Genomic DNA, 18411 nt, shown 5'->3' with positions numbered 1-18411 from the left:
TGCAATCACGCGGCCCGTCCACGAGGGACCCGGCGCTGTCGTAAGAAGTCCCTCGCCCGCACCACGGCATCCGCTACTTCTCAGTTACCCCCGCCGAATCGAACGTCGCCACCTCGTGCATAGCCCGCGCCGTGCTCTGCACCAGCGGCAGCGCGAGCAGCGCGCCCGTGCCCTCGCCGAGGCGGAGGTCGAGGTCGACCAGGGGGCGCAGGCCCAGCTTGTTGAGGGCGGCCACGTGGCCGGGCTCGGCGCTGCGGTGGCCGGCGATGCAGGCCGCGAGGACCTCGGGGGCGATCGCGCGGGCGACCAGGGCGGCCGCGCCGGCGCTGACGCCGTCCAGGATCACCGGGGTGCGCAGGGACGCGCCGCCCAGCAGGAGGCCGACCAGCGCGGCGTGTTCGAAGCCGCCGATCGCCGCCAGGACGCCGATGGGGTCGGCGGGGTCGGGCTGGTGGAGTTCGACGGCGCGGCGGACGACCTCGGTCTTGCGGGCGAGGGTCTCATCGTTGATGCCGGTGCCGCGGCCCGTCACCTCGGCCGGGTCGGTGTCCGTGAACACGGAGATCAGGGCCGCCGAGGCGGTGGTGTTGGCGATGCCCATCTCGCCGGTCAGCAGCGCCTTGTTGCCGGCCGCCACCAGGTCACGGGCCGTCTCGATGCCCACCTCGATGGCCTGCTTGGCCTCCTCGCGGGTCATCGCGGGGCCGGTCGTCATGTCGGACGTGCCCGCGCGGACCTTGCGGGGCAGCAGGCCGGGGGTGGCCGGGAGGTCGGCCGCCACGCCCACGTCCACCACGCACACCTCCGCGCCCACCTGGCCGGCGAAGGCGTTGCAGACCGCGCCGCCGCCGAGGAAGTTGGCGACCATCTGGGCCGTCACCTCCTGCGGCCAGGGGGTGACGCCCTGGGCGTGCACGCCGTGGTCGCCGGCGAAGATCGCGACGGCCGCGGGCTCCGGGATCGGCGGCGGGCACTGCCGCGAAAGCCCGGACAGCTGCGCGGAGATGATCTCCAGCATGCCGAGCGCGCCGGCCGGCTTGGTCATGCGCTTCTGCCGCTCCCAGGCCTCGCCGAGCGCCTTGGCGTCCAGCGGGCGGATCTGGGCGACGGTCTCGGCGAGCAGGTCGTGCGGCTCCTCGCCGGGCAGGGCGCGCCGGCCGTACGTCTCCTCGTGCACGACCCACGACAGCGGGCGGCGCTTGGACCAGCCTGCCTGCATCAGCTCGGGCTCGTCCGGGAACTCGTCGACGTACCCGACGCACAGGTAGGCGATGACCTCCAGGTGCTCGGGCAGGCCGAGGGCACGGACCATCTCGCGCTCGTCGAAGAAGCTGACCCAGCCGACGCCGAGGCCCTCGGCGCGGGCGGCGAGCCAGAGGTTCTCCACCGCCAGGGCGGCGGAGTACGGCGCCATCTGGGGCTGCGTGTGGCGGCCGAGGGTGTGGCGGCCGCCGCGGGTCGGGTCGGCGGTGACGACGATGTTCACCGGGGTGTCGAGGATCGCTTCGATCTTCAGTTCCTTGAACTGCTTCGCCCGGCCCTTGGGGAGCGACTTGGCGTACGCCTCGCGCTGGCGCATGGCCAGTTCGTGCATGGTGCGCCGGGTCTCCGCGGAGCGGATGACGACGAAGTCCCAGGGCTGCGAGTGGCCCACGGAGGGTGCTGTGTGGGCAGCCTCCAGGACGCGGAGCAGCACCTCGTGCGGGATCGGGTCGCTGCGGAAGCCGTTGCGGATGTCGCGGCGCTCGCGCATGACCTTGAGAACGGCCTCGCGTTCGGCGTCGTCGTAGGCGGGCGCTGCCGGGCCGGTGGACTGTCGCACTTCTTCCACGGCCGTGCTCTCTTCTGCGGGGGCTTCTTGGTCTTCCTGGTCGGCGGCCCGGGTGTCCAGGTCCTCCGCGTGCTGTACGAGTTCGGGGTCGCCCTCACGGGGTGCGGGGACCGTGGCGACGGGGGCCGGCGCCTCGTCCGTGGGGAGGACCGTCGGCTGCGGCGGGGTCGGCGCGAGGTGCGGGGTGGTCGGCACCGAGCCCTCGACCGGGACGAACTGACCCAACGACTGGTCGGGCGTGGGCTCCAGGCGCGTGACCGGTTCCTCGGAGCCGTCGGCGGACTGGGCTGCCAGGGGCTGGAGCTGCGGGCCGGCGGGTTCGGCGACGAAGGGCTGGGGGGCCTCGGCCGGTGCGGTGTCCGCCGACGGGGTCGGCTGCGGGTCGGTGGAGTCCGGGGCGGCGGCGTCTGTGGGGGCCGTGTCCGAGGAGGTGTCCGGGGCGAGCGGTTGGGCGGCCTCGGCCGGTTCGGCGCTGACATCCGGGGTCGGCTGGGCGTCCGGCATCTGGGCCGCCGGGTCCGCGACGGGGGGTTCCGCGTGGGGGTCGGTGGAGCTCACGGCTTCGGCCTGTGCTTCGGCGTCGGGGGCGGGGGCGCTCGCGGCCACAGCCTGCGCTTCGGCGTTTACGTCCGTCGGAGTCCCGTCCTGCGTCGGCTGCGGGGCCTGCGCGTGGTGGGGGTCCTGGACGGCTTCGGGGGCCTGCGTCTGCTGCGGGTCCGAGGCCTCGGCAGGCTGGGCGACCGGGGCGGAGGGCTCGCTCTCCTGCTCGGCGGCGACCTGCTCGACGTCCGCGGCCTGCGGGGTCGGTTCGGGGGCTACGACAGCGGAGGCGCCGTCGGTGGCCGCGGCGACGGCCTCGGCCGGCTGCGAGTCCGGTGCGATGTGCTCGGCATCCGCGGGCTGGGGGGCCTGTGCGGCGTCCGGCACCGGCGGGACGGGGGCGGCCTCGGGGGCCTGCGCCTCCGGGGACTCGGCGGCGGGCTCGGCTGACGCGGCCTCGGCTGCGGGGGGCTCGGCTGCGGGGGGCTCGGAGACCTGCGCCGGGGTCTCGGGCGCGGCAGCGTCGAGCACCTGGACGGCTTCGGGAGCGGAGGCGTCGGCGACCTGCGCGGTCTCGGGGTCGAGCACCTCGGGGACCTGCGCCGGCTCAGGGGCGGCACCCTCGGGCGCCTGCTCCAGCTCAGGGGCGGCACCCTCGGGCGCCTGCTCCAGCTCAGGGGCGGCACCCTCGGGCGCCTGCTCCAGCTCAGGGGCGGCACCCTCGACAACCTGCTCGACCGCAGCGTCCAGCGCCACGTCAACCTGCCCGGCGTCAGCGTCGACCGCCTCGGAAACCTGAGCGGTTTCCGGCGCGGTTTCCGCAGCGACCGGGCCAGGCTCAGCCGCCGGAACCTCCGTCACCGGCGCGGCTCCGCCGACGACAGCTTCGGCGGCCTCGGCAGGCACAGCGGCGACCAAGTCCTCCGGAGCCTGCCCGGGCTCAGCGCCCTGGCCGCCCTCCGGGGCATCGCCAACTCCCCCGGTCTGGGCGGCATCCGGGGCACCGGCACCGTCAGGCACCTGCGCGGCACCCGAGTCGGCTTCGCTCGCCGGCACTTCCCCGGCGGCGGTGCCGTCCTCACCCGCAGCCACCGCGGCCTCGCCGGCACCGGCGTCGTCCGCACCCGGCGCGGCCTCGCCGGCCTCCGCAGCAGGCACAGCCGCCGCAATCTGCTCGGCCTCAGCGGCAGGCACGGCGCCCGCGGCCTCGTCGGCACCCGAAGCAGCCGCCACACCCAAGGCCTCGTCCGCGCCCGGAGCAGCCGCAACACCCAAGGCCTCATCCGCGCCCGGAGCAGCCGCCACACCCAAGGCCTCGTCCGCGCCCGGAGCAGCCGCAACACCCAAGGCCTCATCCGCGCCCGGAGCAGCCGCCACACCCAAGGCCTCGTCCGCGCCCGGAGCAGCCGCAACACCGGCCGTCTCTCCCACACCCGGCTCCTGCGCGGCCGCCGGCATCGGACCGGAGTCCTGGCCAGGCACCGCCCCGGCCACCGGCGCGGCGGCGCCACCCGGCGGTTCCTGGCCGCCGTACACGCTCTCCTGCGGCACAGGCACACCCACCTCGGCGCCCTGAGCAGCGTTCGTCACCTCGTGCGCCGCGCCCGTCGTGGCACCGGCCTCCGTGGCCACCCGAGCCACCGCCGCCTGCGCCACGCCCACCGGCTCGCCGCCCGGCTGTCCGGTCGGGACAACCGTTTCGGCAGCCGGCACCTCCACGCCGAACGGCGCGGGGGCCGGAGCCTGGGCCTGGACGGCGGTCTGAACGGCGGCCTGGGCCGGGGCGCCCCAGGGAGTCGCCGGCTGCGGTACCTGTGCCTCGTGGTACTGGGGGGCGTCGAGGTACTCGGGGCCGGTCGGGGCCGGGCCGGGCTGGCGGGTGGGTGCGCCTACGGCGCCGCGGTCGGCGAGGGAGCGGACCGGGCTGGCGGAGGCGTCGGGGATGGGCGGGCCGAGGTGCAGGGGGCGTCGGGGTGTGATGGGCGGGATCGGCGTCGAGGGGGCCGTCGGACCCGGGAGGCGGACGCCGCTCAGGTCGACCGAGCCGCTGTCACGGCCGGAGATCTGGTGCGCGTCCGGCTCGTGCACGGCCTCGACGACCGGCTCCGGCGCGGGCGGGGCGACCTCGTTGCCCCAGGCTCCCTGGGAGCCGGGCAGCAGCAGGTCTTCGTCCTGGGCGGTGGTCTCGGAGAGGTAGGTGTACGTACCATGCGCCGCGGGGACGCCCGGCTGCTCCACCATGCCTGCGCTCTCCGGCAGTCCCTCGCCCGGGACCTGGCCGGTGTCGGTCATGCGTACCCCTCGCCCATCGATTAGTGCTTCTACGACCAGCTCACCGGGGACGGCGCACCGACCGCCCCCGCAGTGAAGAACGAGCGTGCGTGCCCAGCGGCACGAACGACCCGCCCAAAAAAGGCGACAAAGCCATTGAGTGGCATTGTCGTGGCCGTTCGGCCGTCGCGACAGGCTGATCCGCGACAGGCCGCTGTGGACTGCGCCACGTTGCGCGTCCTCCGGTTTCGCCGTACCACACCCACCCCAAACGGGGCGTGTTTTTCCGGACATTGACCGACGAAGTGCCGGGCGACCGAGTGCGGTACAACGATCGGCCAGCCTACCGCGCGCGGTATGACAACAGGATCACGGGGACGGGCGCACGGTCATACCGTGCGGTCGGGCAATACCCCGCTGAGCAGGAACGCGACACTGCGCTCCCGCTCCGTCCAGGCCCGCGTGTCGAGTTCGACGGACTGCAGGAGGGCGCACTCGACGTCGTAGCCGTGCGCGCTGAGGTCGCGTCCGACGATTTCGGCGGCGTCGCGGGTCGCGGCGTGCGTGACGATGCGCTGCGGGCGCCGTTCGGCGACGGCGGAGACGACGGCCGCTCCCCCGCCGCCGACGCGTACGACGTCCGGTTCGGCGAGGTTCTCCAGGGCATGCGGGGCCGTGCCGTGGACGATCTGCAGCTGGATCCCGAAGCCGCGCGCGTTGGCCTCGGTACGGGCACAGGCCTGCGGGTCGCGGTCGACGGCGATGACGGCGGCGCCGGCCCGGGCGGCCTCGACGGAGAAGGCGCCGCTGCCGCAGCCGATGTCCCACACCAGGTCACCGACGCGCGGGCCCAGCCGGGTGAGTTGGGCGGCACGCAGCGGTTCCAGCTCGCCTTCGCCCATGAGGCCGCCGTAGGACTCGGCGGGCAGGGTCCAGCCGCGCGGTCCGGCGCCCGGGTCGCGGCCGGCGATCCACCCGCCGCCCTCCGCCGCGGCGCCTCTCCCGGGGTGTCTGCCGATGACGATGACGACGTTCGGGTCCCGCCAGGTGTGGTCGGCGGCCTTGTCGGAGGTGACGACGGTGACGCCCTCGCGTTCGCTGCCCAGCGCCTCGCAGATGACGAAGGTGCGGTGGACGCCCTCCAGAAGCAGGCCGAGTTCGGCGGGTCCTGCGCCCGGTGAGGTGAGGACGGCGACCTTGGTGTGGGCGCGGCACACATTCACCGCGCGTCGCAGGGTGCGGCGGTGTGCGACGACCACCTGTGCGTCGTCCCAGGGCATGCCGGCCCGGGCGAAGGCGGCGGCGACCGAGGAGACGGCGGGGACGACCTCGACCTCCAGGCCGAACTCGGGCGCGCGCAGGGTCCGTACGACTCCGAAGAAGCCGGGGTCGCCGTCGGCGAGCACCACCGCGGTGCCGCGGTGGCCGGCGATCCGGCGGGCGGCGAGGGCGACGCTGCCGAGGCGGATGCGTTCGGCGGCGGGCGGCACCTCGGGGAGCGCCAGGTGGTGGGCGGCACCGGCCACGAGCGTGGCGGCACCGAGGGCGGAGCGTGCCGCGGCGGTCAGCGGCGAGCCGTCCCAGCCGATCACCGTGACGCGGTCGGCCATCGTCGTCAGTCTCCTGGGGTTCGCGCAGGTCGTCGTCGGCCAGCCCGAGGGGGCGGGCTCCGTGAGGGTACCCGTTCGGCAGGTCGGCACCCGCCGGCACCCGGGGGTTCGCTTCCGTCAGTTCCAGTCGCCGAACGAAGTGAAGCCGCCGACCGACTGCTCGCCGACGCCCTCCAGGTCCTCGGGCAGCAGGCTCCAGACAATGAGGTCGGTGCGGACGTCCGTCCACTCACCGCTGTCCGTCCTGCTGCGCACTATCCAGGCGCCGCGCAGCACTCCCTCGCTGATGCAGCCGATCTTCTGCGCCACCTGCTGGGAGGCGGCGTTGTCCGCGGCGGTGCGCAGCTCCAGCCGTTCGAACTTCTGGTCGTGGAAGAGCCATTGTGCGGTGGCGAGGGCAGCCTCGGAGGCGTAGCCCTCACCACGGGCCCAGGGGGCGATGACGTAGGCGATCTCGCTGGAGCGGACACGCCAGTTGGTGTTCTGCAGGTGCACGATCCCGACGAGGCGCTGGGTGAGGAACTCGGTGACGGCGAAGACGATGCCGCGCCCCTCGGTGCGTTCGGCGGGGGCGAGTTCGGTGATCCAGGCGCGGGCGTCGTCCTCGGTGTAGGGGTGCGGCACGGAGGTCCAGGCGGTGACGTGTTCGTCGTTCATCATCTCGGCGAACGCCTCGATGTCCAGGTCCTCGAAGGGACGCAGCACCAACCGCTCCGTGCTGATGGAGATGTTGGGGAAGGTGCTAGTCATGCGCCGCTCCGTAACCTTCGACAAAACCTTCAGGGCCTGCTGAACTGCCCAGCATGCAGCATGAAAGCACTGAGATGCACCACGGGGTCCACACCAAGTGAAGGAGTGGACCCCGTGCGTGGCGATACGCGGTAAACGCACCGTCAGATGGAGGTTGACCTCTCAGAACGCCGCGACGACGGCGCCGTCGTACTTGTCCTCGATGAACTTCTTCACCTCGGGCGACGTGAGCAGCTTCGCCAGCTTCTGCACGCGCGGGTCGTCCTCGTTGCCCTTCTTCACGGCGAGGAAGTTGCCGTACGGGTTGTCCTTGGGCGACTCGGCGGCGATGGCGTCCTTCGCCGGGCTGAGGTCGGCCTCCAGTGCGTAGTTGCCGTTGATGACCGCGGCGTCGACATCGCCGAGGGAGCGCGGCAGCTGGGCCGCCTCGAGCTCCTTGAACTGGAGGTTCCTGGGGTTGGAGGCGATGTCCTTGGGGGTCGCTGCGTAGCCGACGCCCGCCTTCAGCTTGATCACGCCGTTGGCTTCCAGCAGCTTCAGCGCGCGGGCCTCGTTGGTGGTGTCGTTCGGGACGGCGACCGTGGCGCCCTTCTTGAGGTCCGTCAGCTTCTTGACGCCCTGGGAGTACACGCCGAGCGGCTCCAGGTGCACGGTGGCGTTCGGCACGGCCACGATGTCGCCGCCGTTCTTCTTGTTGAAGTCGTCCAGGTACGGCTGGTGCTGGAAGTAGTTGGCGTCGACCTCACCCTGCTGGACGGCCGTGTTCGGCGTCGCGTAGTCGGTGAACTCCTTGACCTCGAGTTCGAGGCCGGCCTTCTGCGCGAGCTTGTCCTTGATGTACGTGAGGATCTCGCCCTGCGGGGTGGGCGTGGCGGCCACCTTCAGCGGGGCGCTCGCGTCGGTTCCGGAGTCCTTGTCCGAGCCGCACGCGGTGAGTCCGAGGGTGAGGGCTCCGGCGGCGAGGACGGCAGTGGTGATCTTGGCGGTGTTACGCACGAAAAGTGCCTTTCCTTATGGGTGGTGCGACCCCGACTTGGGTGTTCGGGGAGTTCTGGGTGCTCGTCCGGGGTGTTCAGACGGTCTTGCTCGTCGCCGTGGACGCCTTCAGCAGCCGCAGCTTCGGCGCCGGGCCCGAGCGGCCGCCGCGGCGGTGCAGGGAGCGGGCCGCGTAGTCGCCGGAGAACTGGATGAGGGAGATGACGACGGCGAGGATCGCGACGGTGAGCCACATCAGCTCGGTCTCGAAGCGCTGGTAGCCGTAGCGGATGGCGATGTCGCCCAGACCGCCGGCGCCGACGGTGCCGGCCATGGCCGAGTAGCCGATGAGGGCGACGATCGTGGTCGTCGCGCTGGCGATGAGGGACGGCAGGGACTCGGGGACGAGCACCTTCCGTACGACCGTCCAGGTGTTGCCGCCCATCGACTGCACGGCCTCCACGAGCCCGCCGTCCACTTCGCGGACAGCCGTCTCGACGAGGCGCGCGAAGAACGGGATGGCACCGATCGCGAGCGGCACGATCGCGGCCTCACGGCCGATCGTCGTCCCGGTGACCCAGCGCGTGAAGCTCATCAGCGCGACCATCAGGATGATGAACGGCATCGACCGGGCGACGTTCACGATCTGCCCGATGACCTTGTTGGCCAGGACGTTCTGAAGCAGACCGCCCCGGTCCGTGAGGACGAGGAGGATGCCGAGCGGGAGACCGCCGACGACGGCGATCAGGGTGGACCAGCCGACCATGTAGAGGGTGTCCCAACACGCCTGCTCCAGCAGGGGCTGCGTCTCGGACCAGGTCACTTGGCACCTTCCTTCACCAGCACGGGCTCCTGGCCCTCTCGGCCGACGACGTCTATCCGGAGGCCCTGTTCGCGCAGGAAACCGATCGGCACGACGTTGTCCTCGTAGCGGCCGGGCAGTTCGATGCGCATCCGGCCGACCTGGAGGCCGCCGACGGTGTCGATGGCGGCGCCGAGGATGGAGATGTCGATGTTGTAGGTGCGCGAGAGCTGGGAGATGACCGGCTGGGTGGCGGCCTCGCCCTGGAAGGTGACGTCGACGACGGTGCGGTCGTCCGCGGAGGCCTCGCCGCCCACCGGGAAGAGCGCGGAGGCGAGTTCGGAGCCGGGGGTCGCGAGGAGCTCGCTGACGGTGCCGGACTCGACGATGCGGCCCTTCTCCATGAGCGCGGCCGAGTCGCAGATCGACTTCACGACGTCCATCTCGTGGGTGATGAGCAGGACGGTCAGGCCGAGCTGCCGGTTCAGGTCGCGCAGCAGCTGGAGGATGGAGCGGGTGGTCTCCGGGTCGAGGGCGCTGGTGGCCTCGTCGGACAGGAGCACCTTGGGGTCGCCGGCCAGCGCGCGGGCGATGCCGACGCGCTGCTTCTGGCCGCCGGAGAGCTGGGCGGGGTAGGCCTTGGCCTTGTCCGCGAGACCCACCAGGTCGAGCAGCTCAAGTGCCTTGCGGGAGCGTTCCTTCCCGGACTTGCCGAGGATCTCCAGCGGCAGTTCGACGTTGTCCTGGACCGTCCGCGAGGACAGCAGGTTGAAGTGCTGGAAGACCATGCCGATACGGCTGCGCGCCTGCCGCAGTTCCTTGCCGGCCCGGGGACCGCGTCCCGCGAGGGCCGTGAGGTCCTGCCCGGCAACGGTCACCGTCCCGGCGGTGGGGCGCTCCAGCAGGTTGACGCAGCGGATGAGCGAGGACTTGCCGGCGCCGGACTGGCCGATGACGCCGTACACCTCGCCTTCGCGGACGTGCAGATCGACGCCGTCGAGGGCGGTGACCTCGCGGGCGCGGGAGCGGTGAGCCCGGTAAATTTTCGTCAGGCCCGTTGTGGTGATCACTGGGGTTTCCGTCACTGTCGAGTGCGCGGCACCTCGTGGGCGCCGGGCACGTGGCGTTCATGGTCGAAGGCGGCCAGGACGCAGCACGGCTCTCGCGGGCGCGGTGGAACCGGGGAGGAGAATCGTGTGCGCGGGGGCGGGGCTCAGTCCCGTACGCGTGGCGTACGTGCGGACATGAGCGGGCTCTCGCTTCGGGGCGCGAGGCTCAGGGTGGTACAGGGGCCCTCTAGAAGGCGCACATTCGACACATACAACGAGCACCGGGCGTCAGGGTCGCCTCGGTCGCAAAGGTGCGGCAGCTCGTCGTGGTCATGCGATCAGTAAACCAGACGTACGGTCCTTACCGACCGCCGCTGTCCGCATACTGGACAGCGGCGGACAGCTCTCAGCCGCGGACCGAGATCTCCACTCCCCCATCGGTGACCAGGGCGGACAGGGCCGACAGGTCCTTCACCACCAGGTCGGCGTCGAGCTCGTGGACCTCGTGGGTTGTGGTCAACGCCACGGTGATCATCCCGGCGGCGCGACCGGCCGCCAGACCGGCGGGGGCGTCCTCGAAGACGACGCAGTGGGCCGGGTCGACGCCCAGTTCGCGGGCGGCGAGGAGGTAGGGCTCGGGGTCGGGCTTGCCGCGGGTGATGTCGTCGGCGGTGACCATCGTCTTGGGGAGGATCCCGACGGCGTCGAGCCGGGCCTCGGCCAGCCTGCGGGTGGCGGAGGTCACGACGGCCCAGCGGTCGGCGGGCAGCGCGTCGAGGAACGCCTTCGTGCCGGGCAGCAGGCGGACGCCGTCGTTCGGTACGTCCTCCACCTCCAGCGTCTCGATCCGGGCGAGGGCCTCCGGCACGACGTCGGCGGGCAGCAGGTCGGCGACTATCTCGACGGCCGGGCGTCCGTGCAGTTCGACCTTGCCGAACTCCTCCGTGATGCCGTACTCCTCGGCCCACAGCGCCCAGCATCGGTCGACGGATGCGAGGGAGGAGACGAGGGTGCCGTCGTTGTCGAACAGGAGGGCGTGTGCACGGATCTTCATGCCGTCGACCCTACGGGGCCGCTCAGGGGGCGACCGCATCAGGCCTTTTGGCCCGTAATAGGCTCGCCGCATGCTTGATGCCCTGACGCTGGTGACCGGTGTCGCCGCGCTGCTGCTCGCCGCCTGGTGCGGGTGGGCCGCCTACCGTGACCAGCCGACGAAGGACTGGCACTTCATCGGGATGGCCGTGGTGACGGTGCTGACCCTGGTGCAGCTGGTGGTGGGGATCGTGCTGCTGGCGCGGGGCGAGAAGCCGGAGCAGGGCACGACGATCTTCGTGGCGTATCTGCTGGGCTCGTTCGCGTGCGTTCCGGCCGCGGGCTTCATGTCGCTGGCCGAGCGGTCCAAGTGGGGTTCGGTGACGGTCGCCGCCGGCGGTGTGGTGCTGGCCGTGCTGGAGGTGCGGCTCTATGACATCTGGGGAGGCTGAGGTGGCCGTGACACAGGACAAGCCCACCAGGACACGGCTGATCAGCGGGCCCGGAATACTGCTGGTGTGGCTGTACGGCGTGATGGTGGTCGGGGCCGTGTCGCGATCGGCGTACCAGATCGCGACCGAGTTCGACCGGGCGCCGCTCGCCTATGGGTTGTCGGCCGTCGCGGGTCTCGTGTACGGCTTCATCACGTACACCCTGGTACGAGGCGGGGAAACGGCCCGCAAGGCGGCGCTGGTGTGCTGCGCCGCCGAACTCGCGGGCGTTCTGATCGTCGGCACCTGGACCCTGGTGGAATCCTCGGCGTTCCCCGACGCGACCGTCTGGTCCGACTACGGCATGGGGTATCTGTTCATCCCCGTACTGCTGCCCCTGTCGGCCCTGTACTGGCTCCGCAAGGCACGAACCGTCACGCGGTAGTGGCGTACGTCCCCGCCGGCTTCTCCAGGACGATCATCGGGACGCCGTCCGCGCCCTTCGACGTGCCCACCGCCTCGTAGCCCACCTTGCGGTACAGGCGCAGGTTGCCCTCGCTGCGGTGGCCCGTGAAGAGGCGGAACTTCGTGGCGCCGCGCTCTTCCACCAGGGCGGATTCGGCCGCGCGGAGCAGGCGGGCGCCGATGCCGTGACCCTGGAGGCGGGGGTGGACGCAGAGCTTGCCGATGGCGGCGGCGCCGTCCGCGGTGAGGCTGCCGCGAACCGAGCCGACGACCTCCTCGCCCAGCCGCGCCACGAAGACACAGTCCGCGGCGACCTCCGCACGGACCGAGTCCAGGGTTTGGACCAGCGGGTCGATGCGGTAGTTGCCGTACAGCGCCGCCTCGCTCTGGAAGCACAGGTACTGCAGCCTGAAGATCTGCTCCGCGTCCTGCTCGGTCGCCGCCGAGATGGTCACGCTCATGCCCATGTGCGCACGCCTCCCGCTCACCTGATCGCCTGTCGTCCCTCACTCCTATCCCCGCACTCCGCGGGCCGCAACCTCCGGTGTGAGCAATCGCCGCAGACATCCCAGGCATCTGGAACGTTCCGGGCCGAGACTGCCCTGTGAGATACCCAACTCCCCCGCGATTTCCCGGTATGTCAGGTCGTTCGGGGAGAGGAGGGCCTCCATGAGGCGGGGGCAGCGGCCGGGGAGGCGGCGTACCGCCGCGCGCAGGTCCCGGTGACGGGCGGCCGTGAGGGCGAGGTGTTCGGGGTCGTGGCGATCGGTGTCGGCGGCGGGCTCACTCTCGTACGGCTGTTCCCGTCGCGTCGTACGGCGGCTTCGGCGCGCCTCGGAGCGGACGGCCCTGCGCAGCCAGCCCTGCGGGTCCGCGGGTGGGCCGTCCGAGTCGAGGCGTTCCAGGAGGCGGAGCCAGACCGCCTGCTCCAGGTCGCCCGGCTCCGTTCCGGCGGCGTGTGCCTCGGCGGAGGCCTCCGCGAGGAGCAGCGGGCGCAGGGCGGCAACCAGGTCGTCCGTCATATGCGGCACGACGCGGCCGCCCGGGCGCGGGGTTGCCCGGGCGGCCGACAGTCACCCCAACCGGGGCGCGGGGCTCAGCCGTTGACGAAGTCCTCGCGGGCCAGCACGCCCGTGTCGGGGTTGTCGGTGAAGACACCGTCGATGCCGGTCGCGAAGTACACCTTGTAGGCGCCGAAGACGTCGCCGTAGGCATCCGCGTCGGTGCCCTTGCGGAAGTTCGCCGGGAGGAAGGGGTTCTCGTTGCGCATCGTCCAGGGGTGCAGGACCAGGCCGACCTTGTGCGCGTCGGTCACCAGCGTGGTGGGCGTGGTGAGGTTGCCGTCCGCATCCTTCGGGATGACCAGGTCCAGGGTCGGGCCGATGCCCTGGGCGTAGGAGGCGATCTCCCTCAGGCCGGCCGGCTTGACCAGGTCGGCGACCGTGCGCGGGTCGCCCGTCTCGACGAAGTCCCAGGGGCGGGTGGTCGGGCCGGACAGCAGGACCACCAGCGGGTTGTCGACCAGCTTGTTCAGGCGCTGGATGCTGGTCGGCTCGAAGGACTGGATGATGACCGGCGAGTTCCGCTTGTCCTTGCCGTACTTGTGCAGCACCTTGGCGATCCGCTCCTCCAGGGCCAGGGCCTGCTTGCGGAAGTAGGTGGGGTGCTTGAGCTCGGGGTAGATCCAGACCTGCTTGCCGCGCTTGCGGGTCTGCTCGTCCTGCCACTTCAGGACCTCTTCGAAGGTGGGGATCTCCCAGCGGCCGTTGTAGAGGGTGTTGTGCGGCCGGTTGGCCGGGATGCGCTCGATCGCGCGCAGGGTCTTCAGCTCGGCGAGCGTGAAGTCCTCGGTGAACCAGCCGGTGGTGGCGACGCCGTCGAGGGACTTCGTCTTCTTCCGGTCGGCGAACTCCGGATGGTCGGCGACATCGGTCGTGCCGCCGATCTCCGGCTCGTGCCGGCAGACGAGGTGGCCGTCCTTGGTGGGCACCAGGTCGCCCGCCTCGACGATGTCGGCGCCCATGTCCAGGGCCAGCTGGTAGGAGCCGAGGGTGTGCTCGGGCCGGTAGCCGCTGGCGCCCCGGTGGCCGATGATCGTCGGCTTGGGCAGGCTCTTCAGGCCACCGCCCCCGCCACCGCCGGGCCGGGCCTCGGCCGCTCTCGCCGTACCGGACAGCCCGAGGACCGCTCCGCCCGCGCCGAGCACGGCCGCGCCGAGAAGCATCCGCCGTCCGGTTACGCCCGCCTGCTCGTTCTCCTGGGTTCCCATGAGGGCCCTCCCTGACCTTCCGCTCATTCAGTGCGCGCCGATCGTAGGTGCGTGCACATGACGGATGGGAGACCTTCGGCGGAACTCGCGGGTGACGCTGAGCGTCGTACGGGAAAGGTGAGGTGACGGCCCGTCGGAATGGGCCCGGCGGTGCGGGGAAGTCGTCCAGTAGGTCTCGGGGGCGATGTCCGTCACATCATGGCGGGGGCGTTACGCGCCCTCGACGACGCGCCACCGCAGGTAAATGTGCGTCAACAGTGCGTAAGACCTCGGTGAAGTCGGCCCACCCGATGTGCGGGAGCCCGGGAACCGCGAGTATCGTCCTCACCTGCACAGACTTATACAGATCCCTCACCATCCTCTTGACCCCGGAGGGCCCGTTGTCCCGCTTCGCGCTCATCAAGGCAGTGCTCGGACCGATCATGCGCCTGATGTTCCGCCCACAGGTGGAGGGCGCGGAGCACATCCCGGGCGACGGTCCGGTCATCCTGGCCGGCAATCACCTCACGTTCATCGACTCGATGATCCTGCCGCTGGTCTGCGACCGTCAGGTCTTCTTCATCGGCAAGGACGAGTACGTCACCGGCAAGGGCCTCAAGGGCCGACTGATGGCGTGGTTCTTCACCGGCGTCGGCATGATCCCGGTCGACCGGGACGGCGGCCGGGGCGGTGTCGCGGCCCTGATGACCGGGCGCCGCATCCTGGAGGAGGGCAAGGTCTTCGGCATCTACCCCGAGGGCACGCGGTCTCCCGACGGGAGGCTGTACCGGGGGCGCACCGGCATCGCGCGGCTGACGCTGATGACCGGGGCGCCGGTCGTCCCGTTCGCCATGATCGGCACGGACAAGATCCAGCCGGGTGGGGCGGGGATGCCGCGGCCGCGCAAGGTGACGGTGCGGTTCGGTGAGGCGATGGAGTTCTCTCGGTATGAGGGCATGGACCGGGATCGGTACGTCCTGCGTGCCGTGACCGACTCCGTGATGGCTGAGGTCATGCGGCTGTCGGGGCAGGAGTATGTGGACATGTACGCAAGCAAGGCCAAAGAGGCCGCGTAGCGCCGTTCCGGTTCTCAGGTACGGCGGCTGCGGGTCCGTTGTGGCTGGTCGCGCAGTTCCCCGCGCCCCTGAGGCCAACTGTCCAGCCGTTGGTCTCGAAGCATGAACCATGCTGCTGCCGCCGCAGCGAGCAGCACCGCCGCGCCCACCCCCGCCGCCAGCGCCAAGCCGTCCACGAAGGACTGGCGGGCCGCTTCCAGCAGGGCCTCGGACGTGTCTGAAGGCAAGTCCGCTGCCGCTTCCACCGCACCGCCCAGCGACTCGTGTGCCTCCGCAGGAGTGCCTGCCGGTCCCGTGAAGTCCCGGTAGACACCCGTCACGATCGAACCCAGTACGGCGATACCCAGAGCGGCGCCGAGCTCGTACGCCGTCTCCGACACCGCCGACGCCGCGCCCGCCTGCTCCTTCGGTACGGAGCCCAGGATCACGTCGGACGTCACCGTGAAGGAGAAACCGGCGCCGACGCCGACCACCAGCAGGGCCGCACCGAGCAGCGGATAACCCGTCGAGCGGTCGATCACCGTGAGCGCGGCCAGCGCGAGGCCGATCGCCGCGAGCCCGCCGGAGACGACGGCCCGTACCGAGAAGCGGCGGGCCACGCGGCCGGCGATCAGGCCGGCCACCACGGCGCCGATCGCGGCGGGCAGCTCCGCGAGGCCCGCCTCGAACGGGCCCCTGCCCTGCACGAGTTGCAGGAACTGGGAGAGGAAGAACACCAGGCCGGACAGGCCGAGGATGGTCAGCAGGTCCGCGAGCACCGCACCGCTGAAGCCGCGGTGGCGGAACAGCCGCATGTCCAGCAGCGGGGTCGGCAGGGTGAACTGGCGGCGGACGAAGCCGTACAGCGCGGCCGCGCCCAGCAGGCCCACGGCGAGCGTGACCCACGTGAAGCCGTGGGTGGCGGCCTCCTTGACGGCGTACACGATGCCGATCGTGCCGACGAGCGACAGTACGACGCTGACCAGGTCCCACGGGCCGGAACTCGGGTTTCGCGATTCGGGCAGCAGCTTGATGCCGACGAGGACGAGGACCACCATCACCGGCAGGTTGATCAGGAAGACCGAGCCCCACCAGAAGTGTTCGAGCAGGAAGCCGCCGGCGATCGGGCCGACTGCCGTACCGGCGGAGGCGGTCGCGCCCCAGATGCCGACGGCCAGGCTGCGTTCGCGCGGGTCGTGGAAGAGGTTGCGGATCAGGGCGAGCGTGGCGGGCATCAGGGTGGCGCCCGCGACGCCGAGCAACGCCCGGGCCAGGATCATCAGTTCGGGCGTCGTCGCGTAGGCGTTGAGCACGGATATCGCGCCGAACGCCGTGGCGCCGACGAGCAGGATCCGCTTGCGGCCGATGCGGTCGCCGAGGCTGCCCATCGACACCAGCAGACCCGCGATGACGAAGGAGTAGACGTCGCCTATCCACAGGAGCTGGGTGCCGGAGGGCTTCAGGTCCTCGCTGATGTAGGGGGTCGCGAGGCCGAGGACGGTCGCGTCCACGGCCACCAGCAGCACGGCGAGCACGAGGACGGACAGCGCGAGCCAGCGGCCCGGACGCTTCACCGCCTCGGTCGTGGCCGCCGACTGCAGGGTGCTGGTCATGATTCCTCTCTTCTGAGCGCGCCGCCGAGCAACAGCTCGACGATCATGTGGTGGAAGTCCTTGGGGGCGACCTTGCCGTTCTGCACGACCCAGGCGCCGGAGGCGAGCAGCCCGAACAGGGCCTCGGTGAGCCACGCGGGCGTGAGATCGATCCGGAACTCGCCGCTGTCCTGTCCGCGCCGGAACAGCGCGGCGATACGGCCGTCGATCCTGGACCAGCCCTCGTGCTGCTCCTCACCCTCGAACAGCTGGTTCTCGGTGTAGAGGAAGGCGAGGAGCCCGGCGGCGGACTCGATCTCGCGGACGAGGCGTCGTACGGCGCCACTCGCCGGCCCGTCGTCCAGCCGCGCCGCGTCCAGCGCCGCCTCGCACTCCGCGATGCCGAGCGCCTCCAGCGCCCGGACGAGCGCGTCCCGCCCGGCGAAGTGCCGGTGCAGCGTGGCCCGGCTGATCCCGGCGGCCTTGGCGACCTCGTCCATGGTCGCGGTGGATTTGCGGGTCAGCAGGGCTGCGGCGCTGCGCAGTACGTGGTCACGATCGACGGCCATGAGACAACCATGGCCCACATGAGACACTGATGTCTCATTCAAGGCATGCGGAGCTCACAGCCCCTTACAGAACTCACCGTCCTGCACTCGGCCGGCGCCTCAGTGCCAGGGCAGCTGCCCGCGCCGCTCCCAGTACGCGCCCGGCTCCTCCACCAGCGCGGCGAGCCGCTCCACCTGCTCGTCGTCGAGGTCCACGACCGCCGCGTGCAGGTTGGACGCGAGCTGTACGGTCGTCGCGGCGCCGGAGAGGACCACGCCGGCCCAGGGCTCGCGCAGGATCAGGGCGAGGGCGACGGCGTCGCAGCCCAGAGACGTTTGTGCGGCTACGGCCTTCAGCGCGTCCGGCGCGTACGGGTCCGCGAGCCGCCCGTTGGCCATGCCCTCCTTGACGATCACCGTGAGTCCGGCGTCGTGTGCCTCGGCGAGGGCGGGACCGGCCGAGGTCTCCAGGGCGTTGTACGTCGACTGGACGGTACGGAAGAGGGGCTCGCCGTCGACCGTCACGGCGAGGGCGGCGCGGATCGCGTCGGCCTGGGCGGGGCCGCTGGTGGAGAAACCGATGGTGAGGCCCTGGGCGGCGGCTTCGGCCAGCCTGACGTGCAGGTCCTTGTCGGTGAGGGCCGGGCTGTCCGGGGTCACCGAGTGGATCTGGTAGAGGTCGAGCCGGTCGCCGAGCAGGGCGTCGGTCTCGGCGCGCTGACGCTCGTAGGTGGGGAGGGCGTGGTCCTTGACCTCGTGTGTCTCGGCGTCCGCCGTCCAGTCGGCCGTGTAGGTGTAGCCCCATTTGCTGCCGATGACCACGTCGTCGATGCGGGGGTTCTTGTTGAGCCAGTCTGCGAGGAACTCCTCGGAGCGGCCGTAGGAGCGGGCGACGTCGAAGTAGCGGACGCCTTGGGCGTAGGCGGCGTCGAGGAGTTCGTGGGTGCGGGTGCGCAGCGTTTCGACACTGCGGTTCTCTCCGAGGTCCTGGTCTCGGCCGAGGTTGATGTAGCCGGGGCGGCCGACGGCGGCGAGGCCCAGTCCGAGGTGGCAGGTCGGGGTGGTTGCTGTTGCCAGTCGGGCGAAGGGCATCGCGGGCTCCGTTCGGTCGGTTCCAGTGCGGCTCCTGACCAACGTAACCCGCGATGACCTTCGCATCAGGGCTCGGGTTGTGCGGGGATTCGACGGGTGCGGGTCGTGTGTGGCTTGTCG

General features: G+C 71.4%; 16 protein-coding genes. 3 read left to right on the top strand and 13 right to left on the bottom strand.

The genetic code is table 11. The features are described 5' to 3' along the window. Window positions 1-73 precede the first annotated feature (73 nt). The 7 genes from cobT to QQM39_RS37415 all read right to left on the bottom strand — a co-directional run bounded on the left by cobT (window position 74) and on the right by QQM39_RS37415 (window position 10882). Entirely contained in the window at window positions 74-4663 is a 4590-nt protein-coding gene (gene cobT / locus QQM39_RS37445; RefSeq protein ID WP_302002061.1) for a nicotinate-nucleotide--dimethylbenzimidazole phosphoribosyltransferase, read from the bottom strand. 368 nt (window positions 4664-5031) lie between these two features. After that, window positions 5032-6252 (bottom strand): precorrin-6y C5,15-methyltransferase (decarboxylating) subunit CbiE, encoded by a 1221-nt coding sequence (gene cbiE / locus QQM39_RS37440; protein WP_302002059.1) that lies wholly within the window; start codon window positions 6250-6252, stop codon window positions 5032-5034. A 117-nt stretch (window positions 6253-6369) separates the two neighbouring features. Continuing rightward, window positions 6370-7002, bottom strand: a complete 633-nt coding sequence (locus QQM39_RS37435; protein ID WP_302002057.1) for a GNAT family N-acetyltransferase — start codon at window positions 7000-7002, stop codon at window positions 6370-6372. 162 nt (window positions 7003-7164) lie between these two features. Next, window positions 7165-7998: a MetQ/NlpA family ABC transporter substrate-binding protein gene (locus QQM39_RS37430; protein ID WP_302002055.1), complete on the bottom strand. Its 834-nt coding sequence runs from the start codon at window positions 7996-7998 to the stop codon at window positions 7165-7167. Between the two features lie 76 nt (window positions 7999-8074). Next, window positions 8075-8800 (bottom strand): methionine ABC transporter permease, encoded by a 726-nt coding sequence (locus QQM39_RS37425; RefSeq protein ID WP_302002052.1) that lies wholly within the window; start codon window positions 8798-8800, stop codon window positions 8075-8077. Beyond that, window positions 8797-9849 carry a methionine ABC transporter ATP-binding protein gene (locus QQM39_RS37420; RefSeq protein WP_302002050.1) on the bottom strand — a complete coding sequence of 351 codons (1053 nt, stop codon included), beginning with the start codon at window positions 9847-9849 and terminating at the stop codon, window positions 8797-8799. The genes QQM39_RS37425 and QQM39_RS37420 overlap by 4 nt, the downstream gene beginning before the upstream one ends. Before the next feature lie 385 nt (window positions 9850-10234). Then, complete coding sequence (locus QQM39_RS37415) at window positions 10235-10882, bottom strand: HAD-IA family hydrolase (protein WP_302002048.1); 648 nt, start codon at window positions 10880-10882, stop codon at window positions 10235-10237. A 70-nt stretch (window positions 10883-10952) separates the two neighbouring features. Between QQM39_RS37415 and QQM39_RS37410 the strand changes: the two genes are divergently transcribed. Together QQM39_RS37410 and QQM39_RS37405 are read left to right on the top strand one after the other, a co-directional pair. Further along, window positions 10953-11312, top strand: coding sequence for a hypothetical protein (locus tag QQM39_RS37410; RefSeq protein WP_302002047.1), 360 nt, complete (start codon window positions 10953-10955; stop codon window positions 11310-11312). Between the two features lies 1 nt (window position 11313). Beyond that, window positions 11314-11736 (top strand): hypothetical protein, encoded by a 423-nt coding sequence (locus QQM39_RS37405; RefSeq protein WP_302002046.1) that lies wholly within the window; start codon window positions 11314-11316, stop codon window positions 11734-11736. On the opposite strand, the gene QQM39_RS37400 is transcribed toward QQM39_RS37405, so the two are convergent. The 3 genes from QQM39_RS37400 to QQM39_RS37390 form a co-directional block, all read right to left on the bottom strand. Continuing rightward, window positions 11726-12223, bottom strand: coding sequence for a GNAT family N-acetyltransferase (locus QQM39_RS37400; RefSeq protein ID WP_302002045.1), 498 nt, complete (start codon window positions 12221-12223; stop codon window positions 11726-11728). The two genes, QQM39_RS37405 and QQM39_RS37400, sit on opposite strands and share 11 nt — an antisense overlap. A 45-nt stretch (window positions 12224-12268) precedes the next feature. Next, complete coding sequence (locus QQM39_RS37395; protein ID WP_302002044.1) at window positions 12269-12778, bottom strand: RNA polymerase sigma factor; 510 nt, start codon at window positions 12776-12778, stop codon at window positions 12269-12271. 74 nt (window positions 12779-12852) lie between these two features. Continuing rightward, window positions 12853-14025 (bottom strand): glycerophosphodiester phosphodiesterase, encoded by a 1173-nt coding sequence (locus QQM39_RS37390; protein WP_302002042.1) that lies wholly within the window; start codon window positions 14023-14025, stop codon window positions 12853-12855. Between the two features lie 380 nt (window positions 14026-14405). Between QQM39_RS37390 and QQM39_RS37385 the strand changes: the two genes are divergently transcribed. Continuing rightward, a complete protein-coding gene (locus tag QQM39_RS37385; RefSeq protein WP_019757317.1) occupies window positions 14406-15080 on the top strand; it encodes a 1-acyl-sn-glycerol-3-phosphate acyltransferase in 675 nt (224 codons plus the stop codon). 14 nt (window positions 15081-15094) lie between these two features. Here QQM39_RS37385 and QQM39_RS37380 read toward each other — a convergent pair whose 3' ends face one another. The 3 genes from QQM39_RS37380 to QQM39_RS37370 all read right to left on the bottom strand — a co-directional run bounded on the left by QQM39_RS37380 (window position 15095) and on the right by QQM39_RS37370 (window position 18291). After that, window positions 15095-16672 carry an MFS transporter gene (locus QQM39_RS37380; protein WP_302002041.1) on the bottom strand — a complete coding sequence of 526 codons (1578 nt, stop codon included), beginning with the start codon at window positions 16670-16672 and terminating at the stop codon, window positions 15095-15097. Further along, window positions 16669-17220, bottom strand: a complete 552-nt coding sequence (locus tag QQM39_RS37375) for a TetR/AcrR family transcriptional regulator (protein ID WP_302002040.1) — start codon at window positions 17218-17220, stop codon at window positions 16669-16671. The genes QQM39_RS37380 and QQM39_RS37375 overlap by 4 nt, the downstream gene beginning before the upstream one ends. A gap of 99 nt (window positions 17221-17319) precedes the next feature. Beyond that, on the bottom strand, window positions 17320-18291 hold the full coding sequence (locus tag QQM39_RS37370; RefSeq protein ID WP_302002039.1) for an aldo/keto reductase: 972 nt from the start codon (window positions 18289-18291) through the stop codon (window positions 17320-17322). Window positions 18292-18411 lie beyond the last annotated feature (120 nt).

Origin of the sequence: Streptomyces sp. DT2A-34, from assembly GCF_030499515.1 — a bacterium.
In the GTDB taxonomy this organism is placed as follows: Bacteria; Actinomycetota; Actinomycetes; order Streptomycetales; family Streptomycetaceae; genus Streptomyces.
The sequence above is the reverse complement of the archived record's forward strand: the minus strand, read 5'-3'. Positions and strand labels throughout refer to the sequence as shown.